This window comes from Methylocystis sp. MJC1 (assembly GCF_026427715.1).
GTDB lineage: Bacteria > Pseudomonadota > Alphaproteobacteria > Rhizobiales > Beijerinckiaceae > Methylocystis.
Window position 1 is genome coordinate 1,874,043 of sequence record NZ_CP107558.1, and the last position, 15,451, is coordinate 1,889,493.

Genomic DNA, 15,451 nt, shown 5'->3' on the forward strand with positions numbered 1-15,451 from the left:
GCTCCACATGGATGACGTGGTTAAGACCTTTCCAGTTCGCCCCAGCTTTGAAGAAGACCGCAACAGTAAAGTGACCGATTCCACCTCCTCGACCAAGAACCCCGCCGCCGCGCAGCAATCCGAAAAGACCACGCTCGAACGCCCCAGCCGCGAGGAGGCCGAGGCTGCGGTTCGGACCCTCTTGCGCTGGGCTGGCGACAATCCCGACCGTGAAGGCCTTCTCGAGACGCCGCGCCGTGTCGTCAAGGCCTATGAGGAATTCTTCCGAGGCTACGCCGAGAGCCCGGACCAGGTGCTTTCCCGCGTATTCGAGGAGGTGGAGGGATATAACGACCTCGTGCTGGTGCGCGACATTCCGTTCACCTCGCATTGCGAGCATCATGTGGTGCCCTTCATCGGGAAGGCGCATATCGCCTATTATCCGACGGGCGGCGTCGTGGGGCTTTCCAAGCTCGCTCGTCTCGTCGACGTCTTCGCCAAGCGCCTGCAGACGCAGGAGGCCATGACCGCGCAGATTGCCGAGGCCATCGAGACGCATCTCGATCCGCGCGGCGTCGCCGTGCTGGTCGAGGCCGAACATATGTGCATGTCGATGCGCGGCGTCTTGAAACAGGGCTCCTCCACCGTCACCGTCCAGTTCTCCGGCGTCTTTCAGGATGATCCTGCGCAGCAGGCACATTTCTACACGCTGCTGCGCGGCGCGCGCTGATGGCCGACGATAAAGCAGCGCTGGAAGAGGGGAGCGCATTCGCCCCCCGCTTCGACGCGAACGGTCTCATCGTCTGCGTGACGGTCGAGGCGGCGACGCGCGAGATACTCATGGTCGCCTATATGAACCAGCTCGCGCTCGATAAGACGATCGAGACCGGGATCGCCCACTACTGGTCGCGCTCGCGCAACGCGCTCTGGCGCAAGGGCGACACCTCCGGGCAGGTTCAGCGAGTCGTTTCCCTTTCCGTCGATTGCGATCAGGACGCCATTCAGCTGATGGTCGAGGCGGGCGGCGACGGCAAGGCCTGCCATACGGGCCGCAAGTCGTGCTTCTACCGCAGCCTCGTCAGCGAGGACGGGGAGCGTCGGCTGGCTTTCACGGAGTGAGCCCGTGCGAAAGCGGCTCCTCATCTATGCGATGGCGCTGCCGCTTTTATTTGGGATCGCGCGCGGCGACGAATTGCGAAGCGCGCGCGAGGCCGTAGATCGCGCCTTGAAAAACGACGACGGCGGCGGGCTTGTCGCGCGTCAATCCGCCTGTCCCCAATCGGCCGACGACGGTTCTGAATATGTCACACGGGTGGAGATCATGCCCGTTGGCGACTCTGCGGACGCCACATTGATCGACAGCGCCATGTGCGGGGGTGGAAACAAGCACGGCCAATATCTCGTCGTCACGCGCCACGGCAAAAGCCGTCTCGTCACGGACGCGGAAATCGGCGACATGAGCTTCCTGGGGGAGATCAGCCGTGTCGACGGAAACAAGGTCTTCCTGTCTGGCAACCGGTGGCTTCCCGACGATCCGCATTGCTGCCCGTCCCGGCGCGCCGTGCTGGAATATGACATCGAGACCGGCAAGCACAGTCTCAAGCTCACGTCCAGAAGATTGGGGAACTGACGGTCGTCGGGATTCGCCATGGCGCGCATCGAAAGATGCGACGATCGACTGCGATCTTTCCCCGAGGCAAGGGCGTTGATCCCAGCTGCCGCATTCGCTTCAAGCTCGGCTGGATCGGGGGGCAATTGACGACCGCCAAATATCCCGGCTCAGGCGAGGATCAGTGCGAAGAGGTTTGCGTCGGGAGCGTCGCATCGGCGATTTTCGCCACTATCGTCGTGGCCCTCGGCGCTTTCGCAATCGATGCGACGCTCGTGCTTTCGACTTTGCTGCTCTCGAGCGCCGCCAACGTCCAGTGGACGGTCCATCACGTGCTGTCGGCGGTCGTGATTGCGCTCGCCAACAACGTGGACAATCTTGGCGCGCGGTTGGCGTATAGCGTTCAAGGGACGAAGGTCAGCGGCCCCATCAACGCCTGGATTTCGGTCATCACCTTTTTCATCTCGGCGGCGGCGGCCTATTTCGGCCGCTCGATCATCGCGATGCTCGGCAGCGAATTCGCGTCGATCGTCGCTATGGCGATGCTGTGCGCCCTGGGCGTTTGGATGATTCTCCACGCACGCCTGCAAAGCTGGCACGAGAGAATCCACGAGAAAAAAACTGCGCCGACGCACGTCACGATCTTTGCGAAGCCGCATCACGCCGACATCGACGATTCCCAACATATCGACTTCGTAGAAGGCACCGTGCTGGGCTTCGCCTTGTCGATCAACAATGTCGGCGGGGGCCTGTCGGCGGGCGTCCTGGGCGTCGATCCGCTGCTGGTGGGCTTCCTATCGGCGGTGATCAGCTTCTGCGCACTTTTCGCTGGAAACTACGTCGCCGATTTCTTTATTCAGAAGCGCATATCGGACAAAGCTGCGATTATCGGCGGCGGCGCCTTGATCGTGATCGGGGTGAAGCAGCTTTTCTGACGCGTGCGCGTCTGCCGGAAAAGGAGTCGAGGTGGAAGAGATCTTTCCGTCCGAGTCAGACATCATCATGGTTCCCGCGCCCGATGGCGGGGTAAGGCGGGGTGAGCTCCTCATCATCGGGAAGCTTTGCGGCGTCGCAACAGACGCGGCGGAGGCGGGGCAGGAAGTCGAAATCCTTATGGAGGGGTGCTTCGACTTTCCCAAGGATGGCGGCGCAATGTCTCTCGGCTCCCCTGTGTATTGGGACGCGACGGACAAACGAGCTTCGGCCACGGCCCAGGGTCGCACGCGCATCGGAGTCGCTATCGGCGCAGCGCCTCCCGAGGTCGAGATCGTTCGCGTGCGTCTCGACGGATTTATTTCTTAGCGGCCTCTTCTACCGCCGCAAAATAAGCGTGGCCGTGCGGCTGGTGGTTAACCTTCTGGCCATTTTCCCGGCGCAGCCTCGCTCCCATATAAGGAAATTCAAAGAGCAGACGACTGAGCGGGAAGTATGATGCTATCGTTGCTTAGACGCACGGATACCGTCACCAGCGAAGCGCGGGACGTGATGAGCGCAGCAGAGTCCGATCCCGGGACGACGACTCCCCCTGCGGTCATCGGCGACGCCGACGATGGGCGCGCCCGGCGGCGGGGTCAGCCGCTGATCGGTCTCGCCCTTGGCGCCGGCGCGGCGCGAGGCTGGTCGCATATCGGCGTGCTGCGCGAGCTCGCGGAGCAAGGCATTCACCCGGACATCATCGCAGGCACCTCGATCGGCGCCGTTGTCGGCGGCTGCTACGCGGCGGGCAGGCTCGACGCGATCGAGACTTTCGCGCGGTCGCTGACGCGCCGGCGCGTCTTCACGCTGATGGATCTCTCTTTCTCTGGCGCCAGCTTGATCACTGGCGAAAGGCTCAAGGCGGCGCTCGAGCAGGAGCTCGATAGCTTCACCATCGAGGAGCTCCCCATTCCCTTTGCCGCCGTGGCGACCGAGGTCGGCACGGGTCACGAGGTCTGGCTCCAACAGGGGCCGCTCGCTCATGCAATCCGCGCTTCCTACGCGCTACCGGGCATTTTCGAGCCGGTGCGAGTCGGCGACCGCTGGCTTTTCGACGGCGCTTTGGTCAATCCCGTGCCGGTGACGGTTTGCCGCGCGCTCGGCGCCGAGTTCGTCATCGCCGTGAACGTCACGGCCGACACCATGTATCGCGCCCGCGTCATCCATGACGCTGCGACGGCGAAAAAGGCGGCGGAGGCGGGGCCTTTCGCCGAGAAGCCCGACATCTCCTTGATCGACCGCATTTTGCCGCGTTATTTCGACCGCCAGCAGGGCGATGCGCCCAATGTCGCGACAGCGATGATCGACGCCTTCAACATCATCCAGGACCGCATTCTGCGCTCGCGGCTTGCGGGCGACCCTCCCGACGCCACCATCACCGCGCGGATGGAGGATATCGGCATGTTCGATTTCCACAAGGCGGATCAGCTCATTAACGTTGGCCGGTCCGCCGCCAAACGGGCGCTGCCCAACATCTTCGCGCACATTCCCATCCCGGGCGCGACCGCCTGAGGCGTCGTGCGATCGCAGGGGCGCGCCTTTCCGCTTGAGCCGCTCGCCAGGGGGTGTCATTCCCGGCGGGCTGTAAGCCAGACCGGGAATCCAGAGCCAAACTAGCGCTAGTTTTGCTCCGGATTCCCGATCGCTCGCTTCGCGGGCGTCGGGAATGATATCGAGCCAGAGTGGAATGTTGGCTTGTGAGCCAGCCAATTAGAGACAGACGCCGCGAAGGTCACGCCTGCGCGATATATTCGCGCATGGAGCGGTGCTCCTCCTCGATCACCCGAATGCGGTATTTCACAATGTCGCCGATCGACACGAGCCCGCTCAGGCGTCCGTCGCGCAGCACCGGCAGATGGCGCCGCCGTTCCAGCGTCATGGTCTGCATGGTGGAGTCGACCGTGTCGTTCTCATGGACCGTCAGCGGATTGCTTTGCATATGGCGCTCGACGGGCGATTCCAGCGCCTCAGCCCCGAAGGTTGCGATCGCCGACACGAGATCACGCTCCGAAATAATTCCAACGACCTCGCCGGCGCCATCGATGATGACGAGCGCGCCAATGCCGTGGCGCATGAGTTCCTGCGCGACCTCTCGCATCGTCCGGGAGGGCGGCGAGGTAACGACATGGCGACCCTTTTCGGAAAGTATCATGGCGACGGTCATAGGCTTCTCCTCCTCGGCGCAAACCTTTCCCGCGCGCGCATGCGGCAGCGGCCTGCGGGGGCGGAGAGAGCGGGAGGGAAATCCTACCCGCCTCTCCGGGGCCTTGCCCCAAAGCGCCACGCCCAATGATCGAACGCGCCGAAGGTCAGCAGCCCGAACAGGAAGCCCCCTATATGCGCTTCCCACGCGATGGGTTCGGAGGAGCCCGCCGCCTCGGGGAAAACGCCAAGAAGGGCGTTGGCTGCGAACCAGACGATAAGAAAAACCATCGCCTGCCTATTCGCGGTCAGCCGCCTCAACGATGCGGTTCGCGCTACGCTCCCGTCGCCATCCTCTCCCAGCCGCGCGCCGGGGGTAAATGCGAAACGCACAATCGCGGCCATCGTTCCGGAGATTGCAGCTGAAGCGCCGACGACGGGCGCTGCGTCGAACGGATGCAGCGCGAAATGCGTCGCCGCGCCGGCGACCGCGCAGGCCGCGAAGAACAGCAGGAAGAGCGGCGATCCCAGTTTCCGGGCGACTGGCGCGCCGAAAGCTGCCAGCGTCAGCGCGTTGATGAAAAGATGCGTCCAGCCGCCGTGAAGGAAAGCGTAGGAGAGGGGGGTGACATAGACAGTCGGCCCCGCGGTCAACGCCGTCGCGATCTGTTCCTGGACATTGGAGTCGAGCGCCTCGCCCTGGCTCAGCGCAGCGAGCGCGGCTTTGGGCGCCAGGAGGAAGCTCAGCTTCAAAGGTATGAAGGCGAAGGCGTCGTAGAGCGAGTAGACGAGGCCTTTCGGCGCAAGGGCGACGAAAATTTGAACCGCAGCCATGGCGCCCAGGAGCGCCGTAATTACGCCGGGCAGATTGATGAGCCGGTTGTTTTGAATCGCCAAATCATCCTCGCATCTGCTCGACTTGATCCGAATCAAGAAATTCACGCGCTATAATAGGGCATGCGAAGGGCCCTATTTGGGGCGTGCAGACACTGGCTGGGGGGAAGGGAAGCGATGAGGCGAGGGGGAACGCTGGAGCGTGCATCCCCCCTCGAGCCGTCTTGTCTTCGCTTGGGGTAGTCTAAAATGGATTTATTTCAGTCTGCTGCCTCGGATCGCCCTGGGAGCGGAGCATCTCCCAATCAATCCCTGGCATGTGACTAAGGTGCCACAGCCTTCGCTCGGCCACAAGCAAAGCGTTGAGAAAAGGTTAACGGGCTTGGCCATTGGCACATAGGCTGCTCTCGAAGCGGTGAGACGGGCGAAGACGGCGTCGTCCGTTCCAATACGACGCAGGAATCCCAATTCGGGGCGGCAACGCATGAGACATCAGGTCAGCAAGGATTTATTCGCCTATTGGCGTGAACTCAAAGGCGCGCGTTCCACCCCCGATCGGTCGGACATCGACCCCGGGAAGATCCGCCATATACTGGCGGACACCTTCATTATCGAAGTGGATGCCGACCGCACTTTTCCGCTGCGTCTTTCCGGCACGCGCGTCAATGCCCTTTGGCTTCGAGAACAGAAGGGCAGTTCTTTTCTCGATCTATGGGGAGCTGACGACCGCCAAAGCGTGTCGGCGGCGCTCTCCACAGTCATCGATGGCGTTGCGCCCGTCGTGGCGGGCGTGAACACAAGGACCGAGGACAATAGCCGCCTGGAGCTCGAGCTGCTTTTGTTGCCGCTACGATACTTCGGGAAAACCCATTCGCGCGTGCTTGGCGCGCTTTCGCCGGCTTACCAGCCCGACTGGCTCGGTTACCTGTCGGCGGGGCCGCTCGAATTGGTCTCCATGCGCGTGATCGACGCGCCAGCCGCCCGGGCGGGCGCCTCTTTGCGAAGGTCCGATCCTGTCGGAGTCTCACGCCCACGTCCGCATCTCGTCGTTTACGAGGGTTATCAACTGCGACGTTGACATTCGATTTTAATCGATCGTAAGCAATCCTTAATAGGCTGTGCAGTAACGTCTTCGGCGACTAAATGCGGAAGTACGCGCAAACATGGCCGCTATTCAACCCGAACTCAATTATCTTTATGATTTGCGTGAGAACCGGCGTTTTCAGCGGGTTCCCGTCACTTTGTTCGGACGATACATGCTCGAATCCCGGCGCGAATATCCGTGCCAGACCGTCGAGATGTCGCCCGGCGACATGACGTTGTTCGCTCCCGTCAAGGCGGAGATCGGCGAGAAGGTCGTCGTCTATCTCGACGAGATCGGCCGGTTCGCGGGGGTCACGACGCGGCAAACCAACTCCGGATTCATCTTGACGATGAATTTGCCGCCGATGAAGCGGGACAAACTCGCGGACCAGCTGACCTGGTTTGCGAACCGTCACGCGATCAGCCTCCCGGAAGACCGCCGTCACGATCGCGTTGTGCCCCTGATGCCGCGCACGCTGTTGCGCCTGCCGGACGGCCAGGAAATCATCGCCAAGATCAAGGATATTTCACTCTCGGGCGTCGGCCTCGAGACGGATGCGCGACCGCCGCTCGGCACGGCCGTCATCATCGGATCGACGCCCGCGAAGATTGTGCGTCATTTCGAAGGGGGCATCGGCGCCGAGTTCGACAAGCCCTTCAATCCCGGCGATATCGACGAAGCGACGCGCCTTTAGTCAAAGGCGCGCGCTCCTCGCTCAACCGCCGCCAATTCCCTCGACAATTCGGCCTGTTCCATCACAGCGCGCGCAAATCTCGTCGAGTTGCGCCCCGGTTTCGGGATCGGTCTTCTTCCCGCTGCCGTGGCATTCCGGGCAGATATCTTCACCGGTCCCAGGGGCGCCTGGTTCAGGATCGTCTGAAGGCGTGCGTTGTCGGGAGGGAGGCTTGGGCTGCATGGCAGGCGCCATTGTTGTTGTCGCCCACCATACATAGCGCGCCGCGGTCTCCCGTTACGCTATTTTTCGACCCGCCGCCGGCTAAAGCCTTAAGCGTTTGCTGGCGCAAAGCCGCGCTGTCGCAATAGCGCCTCGACGGTGGGCATGCGTCCGCGGAACCCCACATAGGCGTCGCTGGCGTCTTGGCGCCCGCCCGCCGCATAAATGAACTTCCGGAGCCGATCCGCGACGTCGGGATTGAAAGGATCGCCGCTTTCCTTGAAGGCGGCGAAAGCGTCGGCGTCGAGAACCTCGGCCCAGAGATAGCTGTAATAGCCGGCCGAATAGCCATCCCCCGAAAAGACGTGGCTGAAGTGGGGGAGGCGATGCCGCATCACGATCTCTTCCGGCATCGAGATGCTGTCGAGACTCTGCCGCTCGAATGCGCTCGCGTCGAAATCAGGCGACGCGCCACGCTCGTGAATATGGAGATCGACATAGGCCGAGGCGCAAAACTCCACCGCGGCGAAGCCTTGGTTGAAGTGCCGAGCCTCAGTGATGCGCTGAAGCAGATCGTCGGGGATCGGGGCGCCCGTCTCCGCATGCAAGGCGAATTGCTTCAAAACCTCCGGCTCCATCAGCCAATGCTCGTAAAGCTGCGACGGCAGCTCGACGAAATCGCGCGCAACGCTGGTTCCGGAAACGATCGGAAAAGTCACGTCCGACAACATGCCATGCAGCGCGTGGCCGAATTCATGGAAGAGCGTGCGCGCGTCGTCGAGACTGAGCAGCGTGGCCGCTCCATCCGCGCCTTTGGTAAAATTCGTCACATTGACGATGATCGGCCTGACCTCGCCATCGAGCTTATGCTGCGAGCGGAAATCCGACATCCAGGCGCCGCTGCGCTTCGAGGGCCGCGCGAAATAGTCGGCGAGGAAAAGCGCGACATGCTTGCCGTCACGGTCCAGCACCTCGAAGGCGCGCACGTCGGGATGATAGAGCTTTAAGTCCTTCTGCTCGACGAAGCGAAGGCCGAAGAGCCGCTCGGCGACATGAAAGGCGGCCGCCGTCATCTTCTCGAGCTGGAAATAGGGGCGCAGGGCCGCCTGATCGAGATCGTAGCGGTCCTTCTTCACGCGCTCGGCATAGTAGCGCCAGTCGTGTCCCACGACGGCGAAATTCGCGCCCTCCTGATCGGCGAGCGCCTGGAGCTGCGCGCGCTCCTCGGTGGCGCGGCCAAGCGCGGGCGTCCAGAGATTATCCAGAAGGTCGCGCACCGCGCGCGGCGTCTTCGCCATCGTGTCGTCGAGCTTGAAATCGGCGAAGCTCTCAAAGCCCATGAGCTTGGCGCGCTGGGCGCGCAATTCGACGATCTCTTTGATGAGCTGCCGGTTGTCGGTCTCGCCGCCATTCTCGCCCCGGCTCGCCCAGGCGCGAAAGACTATCTCGCGCAGATCGCGGCGCGTGGATGTTTGCAGGAAGGTCTCGGCGCTGGAGCGCGCCAAAGTCACGGCATATTTGCCGGGCGCGCCGCGCTCCGCAGCAATCTGCGCCGCCGCCGCGCGGAAATCGGCCGAGAGGCCGTCGAGATCGTCTTCTTCCAGGAGCAGCAGCCAGGAAGATTCGTCCGCCAGCACATTTTGCGAGAAGCGCGTGGAGAGTTCCGCGAGCCGCTCCATGATCGTCTTGAGCCGCGCCTTGTCGTTGTCGTTCAGCTTGGCGCCGGCCCGCACGAAGTTCTTATAGGTCAGCTCCAGAACGCGGCGCTGCTCGGGCGTGAAGTCGAGCGTGTCGCGATTTTCATAAAGCGCTTCGACGCGCCCAAAGAGCGCGGCGTTCATGGAAATCTCGCTGTCGTGTCTCGACAGGGCGCTCGCCATGTCGCGCTCGACCTCCTGCAACTCGGGAGTCGTATCGGTCGCGGCGACGTTCCAGAAGACCGAGCCGACGTCGGTCAAGAGCCGGCCAGCGCGTTCAAGGGCCTCGATTGTGTTCGCGAAATCGGGCGGCGACGGGTTATTCGCGATCTCGTCGATCTCGGCGCTGTGGCGCGCCAGCGCCGTCTCAAAGGCGGGCCGAAAATGAGCGCTTTGGATTTGGTCGAAGGGCGGCAGACGGAAAGGGGTCGCCCAGGAAGCAAGGAGTGGGTTCGACATCAGGTTCCTCATGCGGAGCGGGGCTCCATCGTTACCTGACAGCATAGCGTCTTTGCGTCCGCGGCTGGACAAAAATCAGCTGGACCGCGCGCCTTCAGGCGCGCTCGACATGGGGCCTGAAGGCCCCCGCAGACTGCTGACAAAGTGGCGACGACGCCCCTCGCGCTTCGAGACGCCTGCTGCGCAGGCTCCTCAGCATGAGGGGCTCTCGCTTCTGCCCCAAACACATAGGCTTCATCCTGAGGAGCGAGCGAAGCTCGCGTCTCGAAGGACGAGGCCGCCTCGGAGGTTTGTCGATAAACTGTGCGGGCCTGAAGGCCCGCGGTCCGGCCGGCTTACTTGCACTCCTGCGCCACGCGCGCCAGCGCGTCGGAGAGGCCCTTGAGCGTATAGGTGTCGGTGGTCGAGGTGCCTTTCGCCGAGGCGGCCTTCACCACGAGCTTGGCGCCGCCGCGCAGCGCGCCGACGAACTCCTTCTCCTTGGCCTGATCCTTCACCCAGGCGTTCGTGCCCTTGGTGATCAGCTCCCAGTCGTCGCCGTCGATCGCGGCGTTGGCGGCGGAGCCGTCCTTGGTGGCGTAGCCGAGATTGATCGCCACCTCGTTGCGCACGCCCTCGCCGGGCCGCGACGAGATGAAAATATAGGCCGAGGTGTCCTTCAGCTTCGTCTTGGGTTCGCGGAGCTTGGGCTGGCCGAGCGCATAGCAGGTTTTGTCCTTGCCGCCCTGGGCCAGATAGGCCCCCCAGTCCCCGAACGTCGCGAGCTGCTCGGGCTTGCCTGAGCCGGCGTTTTTGTCGGCCTTGTCCGCCTTGCCCCTTCTCTTGCCCTTCTTGTCGGTCGATTCCTCGGGAGCTGCCGCCTCGTCCGCAGGCTTCTCCTTGGCGTCCTTTTTGGACGCGTCTTTCGCGGCCGCCGGCTTCTCCTTGGCGAGAGCCGGGGCGGGGGCGGCCATATAGGTCGCCGAGAGCGCAAGCGCGAGCGACAGGCCGAGCCAGGGCGCGCGCCTGGCGAATAGAGACGGGAGCGACGATTCGTTCAACATCACGTAAAGTCTACTTTCCGCTCATAGCGCGAACAAGACGGTTCGAGCGGTCAACCCTGCTTTTTGGCCGCCATCAGATAGTTCACGTCGGTGTCGTGGCTCTTGCGCCAGCTGCGCGTGAAGGGCTGGAAAGTCATGCCGGCGCGGTCGATCTCCCGCAGGCCGGCGCGGCGCACCCAGGCCGACAGCTCGTCGGGGCGGATGAATTTGTCGTGGTCATGCGTGCCCTTGGGCACCCAGCCCAGCACATATTCCGCGCCCAGGATCGCAAAGACATAGCTCTTCATCGTCCGGTCGATGGTGGCGAGGAACAAAAGGCCGCCGGGCCTAACCAGGCTGGAGAGCTTTTTAATGAACTCGCTCGGCCCCTCGACATGCTCGATCACTTCGAGCGCGGCGACCGCGTCGAATTGCTCGCCGGTCTCGGCGAGCGCCTCGGCGGTGATGTTCCGATAGTCGATCGCGAGCCCCATCTTCTCGGCGTGGCGGCTCGCCACCGCGATATTGTTGGGGGCAGGGTCGATCCCCGTCACCGTCGCGCCGAGTTCGGCAAGCGATTCGCTCAAAATGCCGCCGCCGCAGCCGATGTCGGCGATGCGCACGCCCTCGAGCGGGCGCTCCGGCGATTCGTTCAGCGCGCTTCTGTCGTTCAGCAGAAAGCGGCGGATGTGGTCGCGGATATAGGTGACGCGGATGGGGTTGATGTCGTGCAGGATGCCCATCTTGCCCTGCTTATCCCACCAAAGATCGCCGAGGCGGTTGAAGCGCGCGACATCCTCGGGATTGACGCTGGCGGAGTGGGGGGCGGCGTGTTCGGACAAGGGGGCCTCGCAACTGGTCTGATCGTTTCTCGCCGCGGCCCATGCTTCGAGACGCGCCCTCCGGGCGCTCCTCAGCATGAGGACGTGGACGACCCGAGAAAAGGGCTCCTCATCCTGAGGAGCCGCCAAAGGCTGGCGTCTCGAAGGACGAGGAGACTTTTTCTCGGCTGCCCCTGATGTGGGGCGGCCCGCCCGGCGTTGACAGGGCGGCAGGCGCCGTCACATATACGCGCGCTTTTTGCGGGACGCGAGCGTCTCGCACGGCGGCAGGCGGTTGGCAGTCCGCCGCTTCTGCCGGCCGCCCGTTTCCCGCTGCCCAAGACCGATATTCCCTGATGTCACGCCTGGTCATGAAATTCGGCGGCACCTCGGTCGCCAATGTCGAGCGCATCCGCAATGTCGCGCGCCATGTGAAGCGCGAGGTGGACGCCGGCCGCGAGGTCGCCGTGGTCGTCTCCGCCATGTCCGGCAAGACGAACGAGCTCGTCGCCTGGTGCAAGGAGGCGGCGCCGCTCTACGACCAGCGCGAATATGATGCCGTCGTCGCCTCCGGCGAGCAGGTCACCGCCGGCCTTTTGGCCATCGCGCTGCAGGAGATCGGCGTTCCGGCGCGCTCTTGGCTCGGCTGGCAGGCGCCGATCTACACCAACGACACGCATGGTTCGGCGCGCATCGAATCGATCGAGGGCGCCGGCATCATCGAAGGCTTCAAACGCGGCGAGGTCGCCGTCGTCGCCGGCTTCCAGGGCGTCCACAAGGACAGCGGCCGCATAACCACGCTCGGCCGCGGCGGCTCGGACACGAGCGCGGTGGCCATCGCGGCGGCGATCCACGCCGATCGTTGCGACATCTACACCGACGTCGACGGCGTCTATACGACCGACCCACGCGTCGTGCCCAAGGCGCGCCGCATGGACCGCGTTGCCTTCGAAGAAATGCTGGAGATGGCGTCGCTCGGCGCCAAGGTTTTGCAGGTCCGCTCGGTCGAAGTCGCCATGGTGCACGGGGTGCGGACCTATGTGCGCTCCTCCTTCGACGATCCGGCCAATCCGGGCGAGGGGACGCTCATCTGCAACGAGGAGGACATTGTGGAAGCCCAGGTCGTCACAGGCATCGCCTTCTCGCGCGACGAGGCGCAGATCACGCTGCGCAACGTCGCCGACAAGCCGGGCGTCGCCGCCGCGGTCTTCATGCCGCTCTCCGAGGCCGGCATCAATGTCGACATGATCGTTCAGGTCGTCTCCGAGAAGGGCACGACCGACATGACCTTCACCGTCGGCTCGGCGGACTACGAACGCGCCTTCGCGATCCTCGATAAGATCAAGGCCGAGATCGGCTTCCAGAGCATGGCGGGCGAAAAGGAAGTCGCGAAGATTTCCGCCATCGGCATCGGCATGAGAAGCCATGCCGGCGTCGCGGCGTGCGCCTTCCGGGCGCTCGCCGAAAAGGGCGTGAACATCCGCGCGATCACGACGTCCGAAATCAAATTCTCGGTGCTGATCGACGAGGCTTATACGGAGCTCGCCGTGCGCACCCTGCATTCGCTTTATGGGTTGGACGCGGCCTGACGCGGGAGCAGCCGGGCGAAGGCCGGGCGTGAGCTCATCCCTCCCCTTTATGGGGAGGGTGGCCCCGCGTAGCGGGGTCGGGTGGGGTAAGCCCCCAAACCCGAGCAGTGGCGGCAAGAACCTCACCCCGCGGCCTTCGTCCGCCGACCTCCCCGTAAAGGGGAGGTATGGGGGCTCAACTACGCCAGGTCGTTCTTCACCCAGTTATTCGCCAAACATTGCTTGACGGTCAGGGTCAGCGCGACATTTCCCCTTCAGCCAATCCCTGAAGGGAGGGATGTCATGGAAGACCTGACCCAACGCGTTGTCGGCTCGACGTCGCTCGAACCCTCGATCGCCAAAGCGGCGATCGGCCATGTGCTGCTGTTTCTGCGGGACAAGGTCCCTGGCGGCCATGTCGATGAATTCATCGCCAAAATGAAGGGCGCCCGCGAAGCGGTGGCCGCCGCGCAAGCCGCGGACGATGGCGGCGTGACGCAGGCGATCGAGGGCCTGACCAGCTTCATGGGCCATGGCCGCGCCGATCTGAATATTCTCGCTGGCAAGCTCGCCAATCTCGGCCTGACGGAGGCGCAGAGCGCTCAGCTGATCGAGGAGATGGTGGTTCGCGCCAAATCGCTGATCGGCGACGAGGGCGTAGCCAAAATCCGGGCGATCCTGCCCGCTTTGGCCGAGCGTTCCGGCGTCATGCCGCAGCAGCCCGGCGCAACTGGCGAGGCGCGTCCGCGCGCTTGAGGAAAACCGCTGTGACGCGGCCCGCGCCGCGTCACAGCGGCCATTGGACGATGAGAATGTCGAGGTCTTTCTTCGGCGTGAAGTCTTTGTAGCGGACCTCGAACTGCGTCGGCGAAATCTTCTTCACGCCCTCCGCGCAGAAGCTCACCAGCGTATCCGGCGCGCCCTTGTCGACCACGAGGCGGAAATCGCCAATCGGGCCTTTCCAATTCGCGCCGGTCGTCAGCACATAGCCGAGCCAGATTTCGCCATAGGTGTCTCTATTCCCGGTTTTCTGCATGCGCTTGTCGAAGCTCGCGATCCACTCCTTGTCGATGCAATATTTGCGTTGCTTATTCTTGAACCAGTCGTTTTGGCGCTGGCTGGCGGTGAGTCCGCCCCCGACGCTGCCGCCGAGGAGAGGAACATATTCATGTTCGACGACGACGCTCGCTTTGGCGGGGAAAGTCTGCATGCGCGTGACGCTGGTGCGCAACGACCATTGGGCTGTGTAAAAATGCGCGCCCTCCGCTGAGTCGTCGCGCAGGAGGCCTTCGGCGACGAGCTTGTCGCGCTCCGCTTTCGGCGCCTTTTTGACGGCCTCGTCGAATTTCGTGGCGCGGTAATTGAGCGGGATCTTCAAGGCCGAAAGCCGGGCCGTGACGTCTTTCCCTTTGAAAAACGCCTGCTCGACGATGTCCAGCGCAAGCGGCTTGCCATCGACGGTGGTTTTGAACTTGAGATCGGCCTCCGGCTGCTCCAGAAAGCCTTGTTCTCCATATCGTCCGGCGGAATGTCGGGCAGGGGGAAGGCGACGAGCGTCTCGATCGGCTGGTCGCTCGTATTGGTGAAGCGATAGGTCACGCGCACGCGGTCGCGAGAGACATATAGATCCTCGCTGTCCATCCTGATGGAATCGGAGTGTTTCAGAGTCAGCCCACCGAGCGCGATTTCCGCCTGGGTGTCGTTCGCGTGGGACGGCAATGAAAACGCGGCCGCGAAAGCGAGCGTCGCGGCGCCTGCAAAGAATCGAGACATGGCTTCTCCTCTACAGACTTAGCTTAAGCCCCCGAACGGGCGGCCTCAATCGCCCTGCGCCGCCGCTTGCAATTGTCACGGGGCCCGGCGACAGTCTCGCGCCTGTTGAGGCGTGAGGAGGGTCGTGATGGAAGAATTGATTGCGCGCGTTTCGGCTGCCATCGGGGTGGATGCGGGCGTGGCCAGAACGGCGGTCGGCCATGTGCTCGCCTTCCTTCGCAAGGAGCTTCCCGACGGCCCGGTCGCCGAATTCATGAACCAGATCCCGGGCGCGCATCAGGCGGCGGACGAGGCCGCGGCGGGCGGCGAGAGCGCCGGCGGCCTGCTTGGCGGGCTTCTCAGCGGCGGGCTGATGGGCCTCGCCACCAAGCTCAATGCGCTCGGTCTCGACATGGGCCAGATCCAGAAGCTCGGCCATGAAGTCTTCGGCTATGCCGAGAGCGTGCTGGGGAGGGAGAAGGTCCAGCAGATCGCCAATTCCGTGCCGGGCTTGTCCCAGTTTCTGTAAGCAAGGCGAACCCCGCTCGACGCTAGCTCGACGGGTCGCCGCATGCACACATCTTCATGTCGCCGCCCTCGTCATGGCGGGCTTG

Annotated in this window: 18 protein-coding genes; 11 read left to right on the plus strand and 7 right to left on the minus strand. The window is 63.4% G+C overall.

Translation table 11 applies throughout. The annotated features are described in order from the left end of the window. Positions 1 to 7: 7 nt before the first annotated feature. The 6 genes from folE to OGR47_RS09105 all read left to right on the plus strand — a co-directional run bounded on the left by folE (position 8) and on the right by OGR47_RS09105 (position 4,075). Positions 8 to 709 carry a GTP cyclohydrolase I FolE gene (folE, locus tag OGR47_RS09080; RefSeq protein WP_165050037.1) on the plus strand — a complete coding sequence of 234 codons (702 nt, stop codon included), beginning with the start codon at positions 8 to 10 and terminating at the stop codon, positions 707 to 709. Continuing rightward, positions 709 to 1,098 carry a phosphoribosyl-AMP cyclohydrolase gene (hisI, locus tag OGR47_RS09085; protein ID WP_165050035.1) on the plus strand — a complete coding sequence of 130 codons (390 nt, stop codon included), beginning with the start codon at positions 709 to 711 and terminating at the stop codon, positions 1,096 to 1,098. Before folE ends, hisI begins: the two co-directional genes overlap by 1 nt. Positions 1,099 to 1,102: 4 nt before the next feature. Beyond that, entirely contained in the window at positions 1,103 to 1,609 is a 507-nt protein-coding gene (locus tag OGR47_RS09090) for a hypothetical protein (RefSeq protein WP_165050033.1), read from the plus strand. 35 nt (positions 1,610 to 1,644) lie between these two features. Then, a complete protein-coding gene (locus OGR47_RS09095; RefSeq protein WP_165050031.1) occupies positions 1,645 to 2,523 on the plus strand; it encodes a manganese efflux pump in 879 nt (292 codons plus the stop codon). Positions 2,524 to 2,554: 31 nt separating this feature from the next. Continuing rightward, positions 2,555 to 2,890: a DUF2190 family protein gene (locus OGR47_RS09100; protein WP_165050029.1), complete on the plus strand. Its 336-nt coding sequence runs from the start codon at positions 2,555 to 2,557 to the stop codon at positions 2,888 to 2,890. Positions 2,891 to 3,016: 126 nt separating this feature from the next. Continuing rightward, positions 3,017 to 4,075 carry a patatin family protein gene (locus OGR47_RS09105; protein ID WP_416374446.1) on the plus strand — a complete coding sequence of 353 codons (1,059 nt, stop codon included), beginning with the start codon at positions 3,017 to 3,019 and terminating at the stop codon, positions 4,073 to 4,075. Between the two features lie 220 nt (positions 4,076 to 4,295). Here the strand turns inward: OGR47_RS09105 and OGR47_RS09110 are convergent, their stop codons facing one another. Together OGR47_RS09110 and OGR47_RS09115 are read right to left on the minus strand one after the other, a co-directional pair. Then, positions 4,296 to 4,727, minus strand: a complete 432-nt coding sequence (locus tag OGR47_RS09110) for a CBS domain-containing protein (protein WP_165050026.1) — start codon at positions 4,725 to 4,727, stop codon at positions 4,296 to 4,298. A gap of 83 nt (positions 4,728 to 4,810) precedes the next feature. Next, positions 4,811 to 5,602: a rhomboid family intramembrane serine protease gene (locus OGR47_RS09115; protein WP_246729597.1), complete on the minus strand. Its 792-nt coding sequence runs from the start codon at positions 5,600 to 5,602 to the stop codon at positions 4,811 to 4,813. A 421-nt stretch (positions 5,603 to 6,023) separates the two neighbouring features. Here OGR47_RS09115 and OGR47_RS09120 point away from each other — a divergent pair, with 421 nt between their 5' ends. Then, positions 6,024 to 6,617, plus strand: a complete 594-nt coding sequence (locus tag OGR47_RS09120) for a PAS domain-containing protein (protein ID WP_165050024.1) — start codon at positions 6,024 to 6,026, stop codon at positions 6,615 to 6,617. 85 nt (positions 6,618 to 6,702) lie between these two features. After that, positions 6,703 to 7,317, plus strand: coding sequence for a PilZ domain-containing protein (locus tag OGR47_RS09125; RefSeq protein ID WP_165050022.1), 615 nt, complete (start codon positions 6,703 to 6,705; stop codon positions 7,315 to 7,317). Between the two features lie 311 nt (positions 7,318 to 7,628). On the opposite strand, the gene OGR47_RS09130 is transcribed toward OGR47_RS09125, so the two are convergent. The 3 genes from OGR47_RS09130 to ubiG all read right to left on the minus strand — a co-directional run bounded on the left by OGR47_RS09130 (position 7,629) and on the right by ubiG (position 11,538). Then, complete coding sequence (locus OGR47_RS09130) at positions 7,629 to 9,674, minus strand: M3 family metallopeptidase (protein WP_165050020.1); 2,046 nt, start codon at positions 9,672 to 9,674, stop codon at positions 7,629 to 7,631. Positions 9,675 to 10,009: 335 nt separating this feature from the next. After that, complete coding sequence (locus OGR47_RS09135; protein WP_246729596.1) at positions 10,010 to 10,717, minus strand: invasion associated locus B family protein; 708 nt, start codon at positions 10,715 to 10,717, stop codon at positions 10,010 to 10,012. A 50-nt stretch (positions 10,718 to 10,767) separates the two neighbouring features. Continuing rightward, entirely contained in the window at positions 10,768 to 11,538 is a 771-nt protein-coding gene (gene ubiG, locus OGR47_RS09140) for a bifunctional 2-polyprenyl-6-hydroxyphenol methylase/3-demethylubiquinol 3-O-methyltransferase UbiG (RefSeq protein ID WP_165050018.1), read from the minus strand. Positions 11,539 to 11,873: 335 nt separating this feature from the next. Here ubiG and OGR47_RS09145 point away from each other — a divergent pair, with 335 nt between their 5' ends. Both OGR47_RS09145 and OGR47_RS09150 read left to right on the plus strand, forming a co-directional pair. Beyond that, on the plus strand, positions 11,874 to 13,106 hold the full coding sequence (locus OGR47_RS09145; RefSeq protein WP_165050016.1) for an aspartate kinase: 1,233 nt from the start codon (positions 11,874 to 11,876) through the stop codon (positions 13,104 to 13,106). Positions 13,107 to 13,388: 282 nt separating this feature from the next. Continuing rightward, positions 13,389 to 13,841, plus strand: a complete 453-nt coding sequence (locus OGR47_RS09150) for a hypothetical protein (protein ID WP_165050014.1) — start codon at positions 13,389 to 13,391, stop codon at positions 13,839 to 13,841. Between the two features lie 31 nt (positions 13,842 to 13,872). On the opposite strand, the gene OGR47_RS09155 is transcribed toward OGR47_RS09150, so the two are convergent. Then, on the minus strand, positions 13,873 to 14,523 hold the full coding sequence (locus OGR47_RS09155) for a DUF4424 family protein (protein ID WP_323809338.1): 651 nt from the start codon (positions 14,521 to 14,523) through the stop codon (positions 13,873 to 13,875). Next, positions 14,460 to 14,858, minus strand: a complete 399-nt coding sequence (locus OGR47_RS09160) for a DUF4424 family protein (RefSeq protein WP_165050012.1) — start codon at positions 14,856 to 14,858, stop codon at positions 14,460 to 14,462. The genes OGR47_RS09155 and OGR47_RS09160 overlap by 64 nt, the downstream gene beginning before the upstream one ends. A gap of 127 nt (positions 14,859 to 14,985) precedes the next feature. Here OGR47_RS09160 and OGR47_RS09165 point away from each other — a divergent pair, with 127 nt between their 5' ends. Then, on the plus strand, positions 14,986 to 15,366 hold the full coding sequence (locus tag OGR47_RS09165) for a DUF2267 domain-containing protein (RefSeq protein WP_165050010.1): 381 nt from the start codon (positions 14,986 to 14,988) through the stop codon (positions 15,364 to 15,366). The last annotated feature ends 85 nt before the right edge of the window (positions 15,367 to 15,451 follow it).